General features: G+C 62.3%; 10 protein-coding genes. 1 reads left to right on the plus strand and 9 read right to left on the minus strand.

The window, feature by feature from the left end:
- Window positions 1–33 precede the first annotated feature (33 nt).
- The 9 genes from ETO60_RS01530 to ETO60_RS01575 form a co-directional block, all read right to left on the minus strand.
- A complete protein-coding gene (locus ETO60_RS01530; protein WP_130002122.1) occupies window positions 34–1,074 on the minus strand; it encodes a DUF7146 domain-containing protein in 1,041 nt (346 codons plus the stop codon).
- A 13-nt stretch (window positions 1,075–1,087) separates the two neighbouring features.
- Entirely contained in the window at window positions 1,088–5,425 is a 4,338-nt protein-coding gene (locus ETO60_RS01535) for a strawberry notch-like NTP hydrolase domain-containing protein (RefSeq protein ID WP_130002124.1), read from the minus strand.
- An 86-nt stretch (window positions 5,426–5,511) separates the two neighbouring features.
- The gene (locus ETO60_RS01540; protein WP_130002126.1) at window positions 5,512–6,327 is read right to left on the minus strand and encodes a DUF7007 domain-containing protein; all 816 of its coding nucleotides are present in this window, start codon (window positions 6,325–6,327) and stop codon (window positions 5,512–5,514) included.
- Window positions 6,324–6,800: a hypothetical protein gene (locus tag ETO60_RS01545; protein WP_130002128.1), complete on the minus strand. Its 477-nt coding sequence runs from the start codon at window positions 6,798–6,800 to the stop codon at window positions 6,324–6,326. Before ETO60_RS01545 ends, ETO60_RS01540 begins: the two co-directional genes overlap by 4 nt.
- Window positions 6,801–6,894: 94 nt before the next feature.
- A complete protein-coding gene (locus ETO60_RS01550; RefSeq protein ID WP_130002130.1) occupies window positions 6,895–8,985 on the minus strand; it encodes a ParB/RepB/Spo0J family partition protein in 2,091 nt (696 codons plus the stop codon).
- Between the two features lie 119 nt (window positions 8,986–9,104).
- Window positions 9,105–10,094 carry an ArdC family protein gene (locus ETO60_RS01555; RefSeq protein ID WP_234026261.1) on the minus strand — a complete coding sequence of 330 codons (990 nt, stop codon included), beginning with the start codon at window positions 10,092–10,094 and terminating at the stop codon, window positions 9,105–9,107.
- A gap of 175 nt (window positions 10,095–10,269) precedes the next feature.
- Window positions 10,270–10,944 carry a hypothetical protein gene (locus ETO60_RS01560; RefSeq protein WP_130002132.1) on the minus strand — a complete coding sequence of 225 codons (675 nt, stop codon included), beginning with the start codon at window positions 10,942–10,944 and terminating at the stop codon, window positions 10,270–10,272.
- A gap of 10 nt (window positions 10,945–10,954) precedes the next feature.
- A complete protein-coding gene (locus ETO60_RS01565) occupies window positions 10,955–11,536 on the minus strand; it encodes a hypothetical protein (protein WP_165362080.1) in 582 nt (193 codons plus the stop codon).
- A gap of 325 nt (window positions 11,537–11,861) precedes the next feature.
- Window positions 11,862–12,860, minus strand: coding sequence for an IS110 family RNA-guided transposase (locus ETO60_RS01575; protein WP_130002136.1), 999 nt, complete (start codon window positions 12,858–12,860; stop codon window positions 11,862–11,864).
- A 72-nt stretch (window positions 12,861–12,932) separates the two neighbouring features.
- On the opposite strand from ETO60_RS01575, the gene ETO60_RS01580 reads away from it, so the two are divergent.
- Window positions 12,933–14,296, plus strand: a protein-coding gene (locus ETO60_RS01580) for an IS3 family transposase (RefSeq protein ID WP_085995949.1) whose coding sequence is annotated in 2 segments (ribosomal slippage) — window positions 12,933–13,280 and window positions 13,283–14,296 — 1,362 coding nt in all. Because the reading frame shifts where the segments join, the coding sequence is not laid out codon by codon here.
- The last annotated feature ends 237 nt before the right edge of the window (window positions 14,297–14,533 follow it).

The raw sequence follows: 14,533 nt of genomic DNA on the forward strand, positions 1-14,533 counted from the left end.
AGACGGGCGAGCGATGGGCATCACCGCTTCCCTCTATGGTCGCAAAAATGCAGCCGCATCGTCGCCGAAAAGTTGTGCCCGCAGTGCCATCGCCAGCTGCTCGGCACCGTCAGCCTGCAAGTCAGTGTTGAAGTCATCGCGGCTGGGTTTCAGCGCGATGACCTCGATCCCGGTCCCGGCAACACGGTGTTGAAGCGTTGCCATAGCGTTTTCGCCAGCCGTATCGTTATCGCACCCTACGTAGAGGCGACGCAGGGCAGGAGGGAGGTTCACAGCAGCCAGATGGGCAGCCGACAGGCAGGCGATCATCGGCACTTCCGGCAGGACGTGGCGGAGCGACAATGTGGTTTCGATGCCTTCGGCTGCGAGCATGACCGGACCGGCTAGCCCGAAGCGGACGCCATTGCCCAGAAGACCGCCCATAGCGCGGCGTGGATTGGTGATCTGCGCCTTGGTGCATGTCGCGGGCTCGAGCCAGGTTCGGTGAACGCCGGTGATTGCACCGTGAAGATCAGTGACAGCAGCGATCATCGCAGGCCACGCACGTGGTGTGTCGGGAGAGTCTCGGCGGGACGGACGGTAGTAGCACGAGGGATGGAAGCGAAGAGCCTGGCCATGTCCGGCTGACACGAGCGACCGGCCTTCCAGATACTGCGAGACGACAGTGCTCTCGATCGGCTTTGAGGCGGCCCAGAGTCGCCGTGCTGCCTCGGCGGTTCCAGGCCGTGCCTTCGCCGTTCGTGCATTCTCCACATGGGCATCCACTTGCGGCAGACTCAAGAAGCGACGCGCTTCCTCCAGCGTCTCGCGCATCGAATGGTGGCCGGATGCGGCGGCGATGATATCGAGCAGGTCGCCATGCTCGCCAGTATGGGCATCGGTCCATTTTCCCGCAGCCCCGCGCCCGTCCGCCGATGTGCTGAGGCGAACATAGAGACTTTGGCCGGGCGAGTTTCGCGCATCACCGACCAGCCAGTAGCGTCCTTCCTTGCGTCCGGCAGCGAGGTAGCGGCGGCATACGGCCTCTGCACATTCGCCAAGGCGGCGGGCAATGTCACGGGCGGGACTGTCCATGCACCGGGCTCCTTCATGCGGCCTTGCGTGGAGTGACGCGCACAACCGGGAACCGGTCGAGCAGCTTTTCCAACACATCACCGCCGACAGCCCCTGTCGGCACGTAGAGGCGGAGTTTCCATGAGACGATCTCGGAGATCAAGCCCATAGACTTGAGCCGTTCGACCCCCAGATCGTTGAAGCCGGTCAGTTCGATGCGCCATTCGTTCATCGCGCGAACGCGGCGCAAGGTCTGACCCTCTGCGATCTCGATCGATGCCTCGTCGGCGATCAGCATCGACCAGGCCGTGTCCGGCGTGATTTGCGGGGCAGCGTCCGGGACAATGCTTGTTGCCCAGGCCGGTGAAACGCGGCGTCCGATGACACGTTCACCTGCATCGGTCTGAAGGCGATAGACCCGTGTCGATTCGTTCGGGAGACGTCTCCAGATCGGCAGAAGCAACCCTGTCACCATGTGCAAGGTCGAGATTTCGAATTCGGGCAGTTCGGCAAGTTCGCCGGTCCATGCGGCACAAAAGCTGGCACGATCCGCCTTTTCCCAGTGGCTCGTAGCAAACAGGTCCGCGAAGAGGAAGGAAGCTTCCATCGGCCGTACGAGGCGGACCCGGGCGAGTATGGCACCGTCATCATCGACAATGCTGCGGGCACGCAATTTGACGGCGGCCCGGCCGGATCGGGCGTTGATCATCAGATCGGCGTGCTCCTCGCCCGCCAGTTCCAAAGCGCGCTCAAGCGATACGGGTGTGAGCTTTTCTTTGCGCGAGATGGTGAGCAAGTGGGTCAGCGCACCGGTCCCCGGATGCGTGTAGATCGTGCGCCGCTCCGAGATCGTGAAACTCTCGGCCTGGAGAGTTTCAAGGCCAGTCTCGAATGTGCCGCTCGCGATCGCGCCTTCGATCCGGGCGGTAAGAAGGCCCTCGAATGCCTCAAACAGGATATTCTGAAGGTCGATTGTCAGCGCCAGCATCCGGTTGAGGAACGTCGTGATGCCGGGCAATTCGTCCTTGATGCCGCCATCGCTGTCGAGCAGTGAAAGCCCCGTCGCTGTCTCGAAGGCGGTGAGAGAGCATCCTTCGATCCGCCCGCGCACCAGCAGCATGTAAAGCTGGCGCAAGGCATCGCGGGCGTAGAAGGATTCGAGATTATCCTCGGGCCGGAACATATTCTGCCCGCCGGTCTGGCGTTGGCCACGGGTGATGGCACCGAGGCTGTCGAGACGCCGCGCAATTGTTGAGATGAACCGCTTCTGCGCCTTCACATCGGTCGAAACCGGCCGAAACAGCGGTGGCTGCTTCTGATTGGTGCGATTGGTCCGGCCAAAGCCTTGTATGGCGGCATCTGCCTTCCACCCGGCCTCCAGCAGATAGTGAATCCGGCGTCGCTGGTTCTTCGCGCCAAGGTCGGCATGATAGGAACGGCCGGTGCCGCCTGCTTCGGAAAACACCAGGATGCGTTTGGCGTCGTCCATGAAGGCATGGGTCTCGGCGATGTTCGCTGATGCGGGCCGGTTCTCGACAGCGAAGCGGACGGAACCGTCATTGCCTGTGCGCGGCACGATCCGGCGCGACCGGCCGGTAACTTCGGCCACAGCATCGCTCCCGAAGTACTGAACGATCTGATCGAGTGCGCCCGGCACAGGCGGCAGCGCGGCAAGACCTTCGATCATTTGGTCGCGGCGGCGGCAGGCCTCGCGATTGAGCACCGGATTGCCGTCGCCATCGAAGACAGGCCGTGATGCGAGATTTCCTTCGCCATCAGTATAGGGCTCGTAAAGCTGAACCGGAAAGCTGTGTTCCAGGTACGACAGAACATATTCGCGCGGCGTAATGTCCAGGCGGACATCGTCCCACTGGTCGGTGGGAATTTCGGCAAGGCGCCGTTCCTGCAGCGCCTCACCGGTCGAGACAATTTGCACGACTGCGGCGTGGCCTGCTTCAAGATCGCTCTCGATCGACGCAATGGTGCTCGGGGTCTGCATGGCGGTAATGAGGTGGTTGAAGAAGCGTTGTTTCACGCTTTCAAACGCCGATCGCGCTGCCGATTTCGCCTGGGCATTGAGCGTGCCGTGTGCCGAGCTGGTTACGCCGGACGCCTCAAGCGCGGCATCGAGATGGGTGTGAATGATCTGGAACGCCGCGGCATAGGCGTCGTAGATGCGGACCTGCTCTGCACTCAGTCGATGCTCGAGAAGGTCGTATTCGACGCCGTCGAACGAGAGCGAGCGGGCGGCATAGAGGCCCAAAGCCTTCAAATCGCGTGCCAGCACTTCCATCGCCGCAACGCCGCCTTCCTCGATGGCCGATACGAAGTCCGCGCGCGATGCGAACGGAAAGTCTTCGCCGCCCCATAGGCCGAGCCGCTGCGCATAGGCGAGGTTTTGCACGGTCGTGGCACCGGTTGCAGACACATAGAGAACGCGCGCATTGGGCAGCGCGTGCTGGAGGCGCAGGCCTGCACGCCCCTGCTGAGAGGCAGCGACATCGCCGCGCTCGCCTTTGCCGCCCGCCGCATTGGCCATCGCGTGGGCTTCATCGAAAACGATGATGCCGTCGAAGTCGCGCCCTAGCCACTCAACGATCTGGCTGACCCTGCTGGCCTTGCCCGACCGCGCCTGCGAGCGCAGGGTTGCGTAGGTCGTGAACAATATGCCCTCGGCGAGCCGGATTGGCGTCCCCTGCCGGTAGCGGGACAAGGGCGTCACAAGTAAACGTTCTTGCCCGAGAGCGGACCAGTCGCGCTGTGCGTCTTCGAGCAAGCGATCCGAGACCGAAATCCACACCGCGCGGCGGCGTCCCTTGCACCAATTGTCGAGGATGATGCCTGCGACCTGACGCCCTTTGCCCGCACCGGTCCCGTCACCCAGAAACCAACCCCTGCGGAAACGAACTGCGCCTTCAGCATCATCCGCGGCTGCAGACACGACGTCCCAGGTCGCATCTACCGCCCATGCGCCTGACAAGTGCCCAGCATGGGCTTCGCCAGCGTAGATGATGGCTTCAAGCTGCGCGTCCGAAAGGGTGCCGTTCGCCACCAGCGTCGCCGGGATATGGGGCCGATAGCTGGGCTTGGGCGGTGCGACCGATGCCATCGACGCTGACTGGACGAGCGGCGTCGGATGAGGTTGTGCGCCGGGAATAACCAGCGATTGCAACCCATAGGCTTCGTAGATCGTGTCGCCGAGCCGCTCTGAAGCGGGCGCCCAATCCACGGTCTGGTAGGCGAGCTCGTCTGCCTCGACCGCAATGACGGTCTCCGATGGTGCAACCACTTGTCGGGGCCGATCGGTCGGCCTCGATGGTAAAACCGCAAGCTCTGCCGGCGGCATCGGTGCAACCGGTGGCCGCGGTGGCACAAGGCATTCCACCCATTGCAGCAGGGTCGCAGCATCAGGCGCGATGCCAGCACTGGGCACAAATTGGGCAGGATCTTCCGCCGGCACCTTGTCGATCACGGTGAGCCGGGTCTCGATTGTCGTTCCGTGCTTGCGATAAATGCGGCCGTCGATGGCGGCGGTGAAAACAATCCGGCCGCTGCGCTGCAAGGCTTCGAACGCAGCACGCCAATTCCCATTCTCCGGGCAGCATGTCGCTGAAGTAATCGCGACCAGTCGCCCGCCCGGTTCAAGCCGTGCCAGCGCTGACGCGATGTGCCGGAGCGCGGCATCCTTCATCGCGCGATCGACGTGCGCAATGGCCGAAAAAGGCGGGTTCATCAGAACAACTGTCGGGCGATGGCCCACGGGTAGCCTGTCGTCGATCGATGCCGCATCATGCTTACTGACGGGCGCATCCATGATTTTGCTCAGCAGTTCAGCGCGGGTCTCGCTCAGTTCGTTGAGAACGAGGTTTGCCCGCATTAGCTCGGCGTGCACCGCCAGCATCCCGGTGCCGGCTGATGGCTCGAGTACTACATCGCCAGGCTCGATCATTGCAGCGGTCGCAGCAACAAAGGCGAGCCCAAGCGGGGTCGAGAATTGCTGAAGGGCCTGCCCGACCTCCGAACGGCGCGTGTGCGTAGGCACGCGTGCCGCGATCCGCTCCAAAGCCGTGAGCATGCGCTGGGGTTCAGGATTGCGGCGGGCCAGCGCTCTGCCATAGCGACGAAGAAGCAGAATCTGGGCGGCTTCGCAGGCGTCATACGCCATCTTCCAGTCCCATGCCCCTTCGGCATCGCTCCGGGTAAAGGCACCGGTCATGACATCGCGCAATTGAGTGCTGCTGATGGGCGAGCCTGTTTCCAGCAAAGGAAGCAGCGCATTTGCTGCGGCGAACAGTGCAGCCGAGCGGGGGCTGGTAAGGCGCATGGAAGTGGGCGACGCGGCGCAGGCCGCATCGGCTAGAGTGTCGGACATGATGAGGACTCCGGGAGAATGGAGAAAGGAAAGCCCGCGCCCAAGGCTCTTTCGATGCTATGGCGCGGTCATGGGCAACGGGCAGGTCATCGAGGCGAAAGTTCGATCTCGCCGTGCCTGTCCGGGTCGATGACGAAACCGTGGCGGCCACGGTGTGCATAGTCTTCACCGGGAACGAGGAATGCTCGCTTTGGCGAGGCGTCGCGCCGACCACCCAGCGACGCGATTACCTCGACGTAACCGGGGGGCGATGCTGTTGTCCTGGCGGAAATGACGACCCAGTCTTGGGTATGCCTGCGGGAAAATTCGTCGCGCTCACGGGAAAAGGATTCACCTGGCGCCAGTGCCCGTCCGTGGATCGCTTCCCAGGCGTCGGGGCACCAGTCGCGCAATATCCGGTCAGCTGAGGCCTGCTCACGGTAGGTGAAGAGGTCAGGATAACCGGCTGCAACCCTCGCCCAGTCTCCATCCTCCTCATACCATCCGCCAGCGATGCGCAGCGCTTCTGGCATGGCCTTGTTGCGCATACGATCGAGCTTGAACCCGCCATGCCCCGCAGTGGAGTGAAAAACGATCCCCGGGGCATAGACCGTGGCGGTCTGCGATTTGCCCCAAGGCGTCGAAATGGGATGGACCGTCTCGATCCGCCCGAGCGCCTCGCGCTGGCGCACATGAAGCGCGATGTCTCCGACATAGGCCCGGAAGGCTTGGTGGTCGCTGACCGAGCATTCAGCACCGTAAACATCTGCGCGGTTCCACTCGTGTAAGGGGCGACTGAGACGCCAAGCCGATGCGACCGAAAAGCCGGCGTCTATCGGAATGGCGATATAGGCGAGATCACCCACGCGCGCGGCCATATCGCCATCGCGCGTGGTACCAAATTCGACCATGATGGCGCTCATGCCGCCCTCCTCGTCGTTGGCGGGAGGATGACCGGGTCCGGATCGCTGACAATCTCCGTCCGCATGTTCGAGTAACGATTGACTTGCATCCAGCTCTCGGCGGCAGCCAGGTTGCTGGCGAGATGACGCAGCTCATCGCGACCATCGACACTGGTCAGGATGCGCACGGAACCCGCTCGCGGGGTCTCGACAATCTCAAAATGCAGACTGCTATCGAGGCCATAGGCGCGCCGCACGGTCAGGACGATCGTGCCCTGACTGCCATAATCGCCCAGGTGGAGCATGAAGTGGGGCGGCGAGTTGAAACTTGCGCTGACGTAACCCGGATAGCGCTCGACCAAGCGACCCACGCCGTTTTCATGCTCCCATGCCCTCAGCTTGCGCCTGAAACGGGCCGGAGGACGGGGTTTGCCATTGGAGTAGCGGATCAGGCTGCCGAGCGGAGCGCTGGTGTAGATTTGCTGGGCTGACACGGGATATTCCTCAAGAAATGCGAAAGCCCGACGCAGTGGCCGGGCTTTGCGGGAAAAGGGAAAGAGCAAGGCGGCTCTTGCCGCCCTGCCGGTTTCATTCGGCAGCGATCGCGTAAGCGCCGTCCTCGTTTTCGAGGAAGGCAGGCAGAGCATCGCTGTCCATGTCGCCGGGCTCTGCTTCGCAGGCTGGCGGCGTGCGGAGCGGCTCGGGCAGCCATTGGGCGTCCTCGAGCAGACGTTCGGCCTCGCGCGCCATGTCTGCCTTTTTGAGGTGATCGATCATGCCTGCGAACTGCTCGCCGCGCGCTTCGGTGACGTCGGCGAGAATCCGCGGCTTGGTGACGCTCCGGAAGTAGCCGTCGACGGTCGGTCGCCAGCCTGCGGCTACAGGATCAAGACCAACGGCCCGCGCGAGGACGTGGCTATGGGCAAGACGGCGCTCGATGCTGTGCTTCGATACACGGCCATTGTCGTACTTGGGCACAATCTCGCACTGGGCATTCACGCTGCGCGAAGCACAATGAGCGAACAAGGCCGCCTGCTCGTCGCCGTTGAGGGCGAGCAACGCATCCCACAGATCAGCGTCTGACTCGGGAAGCCGCTCCTCCCAGTAACGGGCGCGCTCGGCGAGGCTGCGGGCAGGCGCGCTGTCACGCAGGCCGGAGGGCGGATTGGCGAAGCTCACGTCCTGTACAGTAAGCTGGAGGCAGCTTTCCCGGCTCGCGAAATAGCAGGTCTGCAGAACCAGTGCATGCAGCACCGCCGCGAACGCGGTTGCCGGATTCTGCGCCAGCGCATCCTGCAAGGCGAGTGTGCGCCAGGCGGTCAGATCGGCAACGAGACGATCCGGCAGCGGCTTGAGCCCCTCGTCGGCTTCCTCGTCATCCTCGCCCCCAGTGCGGCCATCGTCATCCGTGCCGACAGGTCTGGCGCTGCCCGTGTCGCCGTTAACCGATACCAGCTCGTGCTCAGTGCCATCCGGTACCGGATCTGCTGCCGGCTCGTCTTCGGGACGGACATAGCCGCGTTCGACACATAGGGAGCCGTCGCGCTCGATCGAAACAAAGACGCCAGCGATTGCCACATCGGCGGGTTCGAAAACCAGCGGTCGATCCGCGAGTTTGCCGATCTCAGCGTTGATGGCGTCGAGCCGGTCATAGACGTCCTGCGGCACATCATGCTCGTCCGCCCATTGCGCTTCGATCTCTTCCGATTCCCCTTGCAGCGCGACAAAGCGTGCTTGCTCAGCCTCGGTCATGGCGACTTCGGTCCCGCTGATTTCGCGATGGCCGTTGGTGACCGCCCAGGGCATGTCGACGGCCGTCGCCACCCACTTCCAGCCTTCGGCGGCGATGTCTTCCCCCGCCCGGCGCAGCTTTTCTGCAACGAGCGTGTCGAGCAATCCCGGGTCCGTCAGCCAGCCTCCATCGTCGTCCTCGAACAGGTCGCGCATGACCCCGCCGCCAGCAGCGACATAGGTGTCGATGGTGACGAAGCGGACCCGCTTGTCGGCAACCCGCACGCTGTTTTCGGTGAGGCGCTGCCGAATATAGGCCGCCGACTTGTTGTAGCTATGGGCCAGCATCTCCCACACCTGCTCCTGGCGGGCATGGTCGTCCGACACGGTGAACGCCATCAACTGTTCGAGGGTCATGCCGTCATCGGCATAGATTTCGCACAGACGCGGCGAGACCGATGCCAGTTTGAGGCGCTGGCGCACCACGGCGGGCGTCACGCCGAAGTGGGAGGCGATGTCCTCGACCGCGCTGCCTTTATCGACCATGGCCTGCATGGCGCGAAACTGGTCGAGGGGATGGAGCTGCTCGCGCACCGCATTTTCCGCATAGCTGTCCTCCTCGGCAGATATGTCGGTAGTGGCCGCCTTGACGATGCAGGGTACGAGAGCGGTGCTTGCCAACCGCCTTTGCTTCACCAGCAGTTCGAGCGCACGGTAACGCCGGCCGCCGGCCGGAACCTCGAACATGCCGGTTTCGGCACCATTCCCGTCCAGAACAGGCCGGACATTGAGGCTTTGCAGAAGAGTGCGCCGGGCGATGTCTTCGGCAAGCTCGGGAATGGATACCCCCGCCTTGATCCGGCGGACGTTGGACTGGGACAGGACCAGCTTGTCGAACGGGATGTCGCGCGACGGGCTGAGGGTGATTTTCGCAGGCTGTTTGCCCATGTGGTTTCTCCATGACAGGCCGCCGCGAGACTCTCTCCCGGCTCCCGGGCCCATCACGAATTTCCCGGCCCTCCTCTTCCTCTGGCCCGCCGCGAGCGGGGCCGTGCGCAGCCGCGGGGTCACGCCACCGCCCTCGAGGTGGGAGCACCTCCCGCATCAGGCTCGTCTGGCTCCCCGGGATCGTTGGCGGCTTTTCCGCTCGCAGCCGACGGGCCATGCTCGAGCAAGTAGTTGGCCGCCTTTGATGCGGCGCTGGCGGCACGGAGAATGGCGCGATTGTCCTCACGGATAATCTCGAGCCACGACCCGATATAGTCAGCGTGACGGACGGTTGGGGTGATCCCCAGCGCGGCGCAGACAAAGGCACCGGTCATCTCCGCGACCAACTCCTCGCGCCCATAGTCCTTCGATCCGAATGCACCAGTCTGGTCACGATCAAGGCGGCTGCGATGCCCGGTCCAGTGCCCCAGCTCGTGAAAGGCTGTGCGATGCCAATTGACGGGGTCGTGAAAATCGTCCGGCCGGGGCACGGCCACGAAATCGTGTGCCGGGCTGTAATAGGCCGATGCGCCACCGATCCGGAAATCTGCACCCGTTGCGCGGATAAGAGCATCCGCCTGCGGCAAGATCAGACCGGCAGGTACGGGCGGTGGCGGTACGCAGACATGTTCGGGCAGTCCTTCGCACTGATCGACCGAAAACACCGTGAAGGTACGCAGGAACGGGATACCCCCGACCGGCTCGCGTTCCTCGGTGGCGGCTCGGCGTTGCTCTTCGCCGGGCACGAACCGGCGCGTGTAGATGATCGGCACGCCGTGCTCGCCGCGCCGTACCGTACCGCCGAGCATCGATGCTTGCCGGAAAGTGAGAAAGGCGTGGCCCGAATATCCGTTGGAGACTATCGCATCCCACAAGGTCAGGATATTGATACCGCTGTAGGCCCGCTGGCTGACGGCATTGTGCGGCATGCCGACGCCCGTCTGGGCACTGGTCCACGGCTGGACCCAAGGCACTCGACCAGCTTCGAGGTCGGCAATGATCCGGTCGGTGATCTGTTGGTAGAGGTTGGCGCGTCCGTTGGGCGAGCGCGGTTTGGTTCGAGATGCCATCGCATGAAGCTCCGCGACGGACCGCGACAAGCCTCTCTCGCCGCTCTTCATCCGTCACGGACTGATGGAGGCACTCTCACTCTGGCGGGGCGTTGCGGGGCAGCCGCCCCGCTCGAAGGGGTCCGTCAAGACCGGAACGGGCATGGCGGCAGGGGAAGGCCTTCCCCAACGCTAGCTAGAAGCCTGCCTTGAACAACTCGCCTTTGCGTGGCTGCAATCGTACCAGCATGGCGCGCGCAAGATGCGGCGGAATGCGGTGATGCATCGACCACAGGTCGGTATCGTGGCAGTCGCGCAGGCGCCTGGTGCTGCCGCAGGGACAGGGCCAATGCCCCCTCGGCCGCGGCAGTCTCAATATCCGCAGGTAATAGAGAATGTCCTTGCGCCGGTTCGCAATGCCAAGCGCATCGGCATAGGCCTCCTCCATACCCTCCATCCCATGCGCTCGTTCACCGAATGGCCAGCTGCCGGTCTTCTCAAACCAGAACTGACCCAGAAAATACTCACGCAGAGGTCCGCCGAGATAGGCCGCAATGCCGGTGTCGGCTGCTGTCGCCAACCAGTTTTCCCAGACCGTCACGCAGCAATCGCCATCACCGTTGATGTGGTGATCGGGGTCGCGCTTGATGCGCCCGCCGGTCTCGAACACGCGCGGTTCGATGCGCGGATAGGCGTGGGTCAGCTCGATTCTTACAGCGTAGCGCGCCAGTGGACCTGCCGGATCACATACGGCACTGCCGGCTGTGACGACGAACGTCCCTTCAACGACGATCTTGCCGTCTATCTCCGTTGCCCGGAAACCGGGCTGTTCAAACGCGATCGCGGCTTGAACCTCGAGCAAAGTGAGCAAAGTGGCCGCCTCAGCGCACCCAGGGGCGGGACTGGGATCCGCTGCTCTGGATCGCGTCAACCGCGTGGCGGGCACGCTCGAGTTCGGCATCATGGCCGCCCCCCAGAAGCAGTGCAGGAGCCCCGATGGCACCATCGTCCGGCATAACGCTGTTGAGCGCGCGCTTTACCAGGGCGGGACCGAGCCGCCGCTCCAGTTCGTCCGGAATGGTATCGTAGGGGCTGGCGCGCAGATACTGCGCGAAATCCTGCCGGGCCTGTGCGAGCCAGCGGAAGAAGTTGTCGCGCTTGCACGGCTCTTCCGGCCATTTGTCGGCGAAGTTCTCGGCCGGATTAACGGGGTTGGAGACCCAGGCAATGCCGTCACGCTCCTCGATGTAACGATCCATGTTCATCAAGATGGACTGCAGCGCTGCCGACAGCGAGGCTTCCTCGTTATAGGCATGGGCCGCGAGCGTCGTGATGATGATCGAGATGGGCTTGTGTTCGCCGTCTTCGGCAAACATGCAGTCGCGGTGACGCTTGAGAAGCTGGATGGCCTGCTGAAGCGGCGTGCGCACCTTGTAATCCGGGATGCTCCCCGTCAGCACCAATGGCACAGATTTGAGGTTGTGATTTAAGGAGGATTTGGGCTTCTTCGTAGTGACGAAGGAACGAATCTATGGACGCCTCCCGCGCAAGGCAATTTCTCGATGTTGCTCCGGCATTGGATGCGTGAATCTATCCGGCCTTTTGATCGGGGCAGACTTGCCCCTGGCCATGATGGGAATCCGCTCGTTTCATTGCCTTTTAAGATGAGCGGCCTCGAAGGCCATCGTTCCTTGCAGGCTGTGAAGCGGCGGTCCGTGCCGTTACACCATCAAGTCTTCCACCTCGCATTCGTAATTTCTGATCAGACTGCGGCCCGCATCCGGACGGTCAGGCCATTTTGTAGTTATCGCCGCTTCGCAACATCGCCCAGGCTATGCGAGCAGTCTTATTCGCCATCGCGACGAGTGTCTTGTTGTGGCCTGCCCTCGATTGCAGTTCCTGCGCCCATTTTGAACGTCGGTCGTCATGCTTGGCGACCCGCAGCAACGCAGATCGTGCACCATGTATTAGCTGGCGCCTTAGGTAATGATTGGCTCTGTTCCCGATACCACCGAGCCTTGGCTTTCCACCGGTCGTGTATTGGCGCGGAACCAGTCCAATCCAGGCGGAAAGGGCTCGGCCCGATGCGAAGTGTCGGCCATCATCAATTGCGGCGACTAGAGCGGTTGCGACAATCGGTCCCACTCCGGGTAGCGTAGTCAGGCGTTTGCAACGCTCATCCTCCCGGCAAATCTCAGCCAGCATGTCATCGAGAGCTGAGACTCTGGCATCCAGGCTGCGATACTCCTCGGCCAGCTTCAGGAACAGATTCTTCGACAGTTCCGACAGTTCGGCAGTCTCGACCATCTTGTCGATCTGCAGCCGGAATCGGGATGCACCTACCGGCATGACGACACCATATTCGGCCAAAAGACCACGAGTGTGATTGATCAGCGCGGTGCGCTGCACGATCAGTCTGTCGCGTGTTCGGTGTAGAGCTTGCAGATCCTGCTGCTCGACACTCTTCAACGGCACGAACCGCATCGTCGGCCTGTTGGCAGCTTCGAAAATGGCTTCGGCATCGACTGCATCATTCTTCGATCCCTTCACGAATGGCTTCACGAAGCGCGGATGGATCAGGTGCACCGTGTATCCCTGCCCCTCGAAGACCCGCCCCCAATGGTGCGAACTGGCGCAAGCCTCCATCGCGACCGATTGCGGGTGCAACTTGGTCACCGCATCGGTCAACTTTGCCCTGCTGACCTTTCGCGAAACCACTTCGCCATCGCCAGTGATCCCATAGATATGAAAGGACTGCTTGCCCAAATCGATCGCCAACATTTGCATGTGATGAACTCCTCGCCTCGGTCGCACTGGCAATATGCTCGGCCCGATTGCGGGAGGCGTCCATCCCATAAGATGAAGCCCAAATCCTCCAATGCAAAATCGCCGACCAAGGCCCCTGCGGAGCGGGTGGTGAAGGACATCCGGCGTGCAACCCGCCGGCACTTCTCGGCCGAAGACAAGATCCGCATCGTGCTGGATGGCCTGCGCGGCGAGGACAGCATCGCCGAGCTGTGCCGCAAGGAAGGCATTGCCCAGAGCCTGTATTACACCTGGTCGAAGGAGTTCATGGAAGCCGGCAAGCGCCGCCTGGCCGGCGACACCGCCCGTGCCGCGACCACTGGCGAGGTGCAGGATCTGCGCCGCGAAGCCCGCGCCCTGAAGGAATGCGTGGCCGACCTGACGCTCGAAAACCGTCTGCTCAAAAAAAGCATGATCGCGGATGGGGGCGACGACGAATGAGGTATCCCGCCTCGGAGAAGCTCGAGATCATCCGGATCGTCGAGCAGTCGCACCTGCCCGCCAAACGCACGCTGGACCAGCTCGGCATCGCCCGTCGGACCTTCTACCGCTGGTATGACCGGTTCCTCGAAGGCGGCCCGGAGGCCTTGGAGGATCGGCCGTCGGCGCCGACCCGGGTGTGGAACCGCATCGGCGATGATATCCAGGACCAGATCGTCGAGATGGCCCTGGACTACAGCGAACTGTCACCGCGCGAGCTGGCGGTGCGGTTCACCGACGAGAAGCGCTACTTCGTGTCGGAAGCCACGGTTTACCGCCTGTTGAAGGCCCATGACCTGATCACCAGCCCGGCCTATGTCGTGATCAAGGCCGCCGATCAGTTCCACACCAAGACCACCCGGCCGAACGAGATGTGGCAAACCGACTTCACCTACTTCAAGATCATCGGGTGGGGCTGGATGTACCTGTCGACCGTGCTCGACGACTTCTCGCGCTACATCATCGCCTGGAAACTGTGCACCAACATGCGGGCCGAGGACGTCACCGACACGCTGGACATGGCGCTGGCTGCCTCGGGCTGCGACAGCGCCACCGTGCTGCACAAACCCAGGCTGCTCAGCGATAACGGTCCCAGCTACATCGCTGGCGAACTGGCTGAATACATCGAAGCTCAGCAGATGAGTCATGTGCGCGGTGCACCGTGCCACCCTCAGACCCAGGGCAAGATCGAGCGCTGGCACCAGACTCTGAAGAACCGCATCCTGCTGGAGAACTACTTCCTGCCCGGCGACCTCGAGGCCCAGATCGAAGCCTTCGTCGAGCACTACAACAATCAACGTTACCACGAGAGCCTGAACAACGTGACGCCCGCCGACGCCTACTTCGGCAGGGCACCAGCCATCATCAAACAGCGTGAAAGGATCAAACGACAGACCATCGAATATCGACGCTTGCAACACCGCAAGCTCGCCGCATAACATCAACCCCGAGACGAGGCCCGCACTCCGCTAATTTACGCCGCGAGTTGTGCCAAATGTTCTGACGACGGACATTGGAGAGATATCTGGGCAGCTCTCTGAACTGTAAAATCTGTGCTTAAGTCCTCGTTTCAATGCACTACATTGCTAATGGCGAATTTTTTCATTGAACTCGAATGCTGAACTTGGCTCAATTGGCCCCAGTGCATTATTGGGACACAGATTCACGGTAGCAAC

Source organism: Qipengyuania thermophila, assembly GCF_004153605.1.
GTDB lineage: Bacteria > Pseudomonadota > Alphaproteobacteria > Sphingomonadales > Sphingomonadaceae > Qipengyuania_B > Qipengyuania_B thermophila.

What these genes read in the sequence shown, in the direction of transcription:
- ETO60_RS01575 (WP_130002136.1), bottom strand. Translation starts at nt 12,860, where the DNA reads ATGCAAATGTTGGCGATCGATTTGGGCAAGCAGTCCTTTCATATCTAT.
- ETO60_RS01530 (WP_130002122.1), bottom strand. Translation starts at nt 1,074, where the DNA reads ATGGACAGTCCCGCCCGTGACATTGCCCGCCGCCTTGGCGAATGTGCA.
- ETO60_RS01555 (WP_234026261.1), bottom strand. Translation starts at nt 10,094, where the DNA reads ATGGCATCTCGAACCAAACCGCGCTCGCCCAACGGACGCGCCAACCTC.
- ETO60_RS01540 (WP_130002126.1), bottom strand. Translation starts at nt 6,327, where the DNA reads ATGAGCGCCATCATGGTCGAATTTGGTACCACGCGCGATGGCGATATG.
- ETO60_RS01535 (WP_130002124.1), bottom strand. Translation starts at nt 5,425, where the DNA reads ATGTCCGACACTCTAGCCGATGCGGCCTGCGCCGCGTCGCCCACTTCC.
- ETO60_RS01550 (WP_130002130.1), bottom strand. Translation starts at nt 8,985, where the DNA reads ATGGGCAAACAGCCTGCGAAAATCACCCTCAGCCCGTCGCGCGACATC.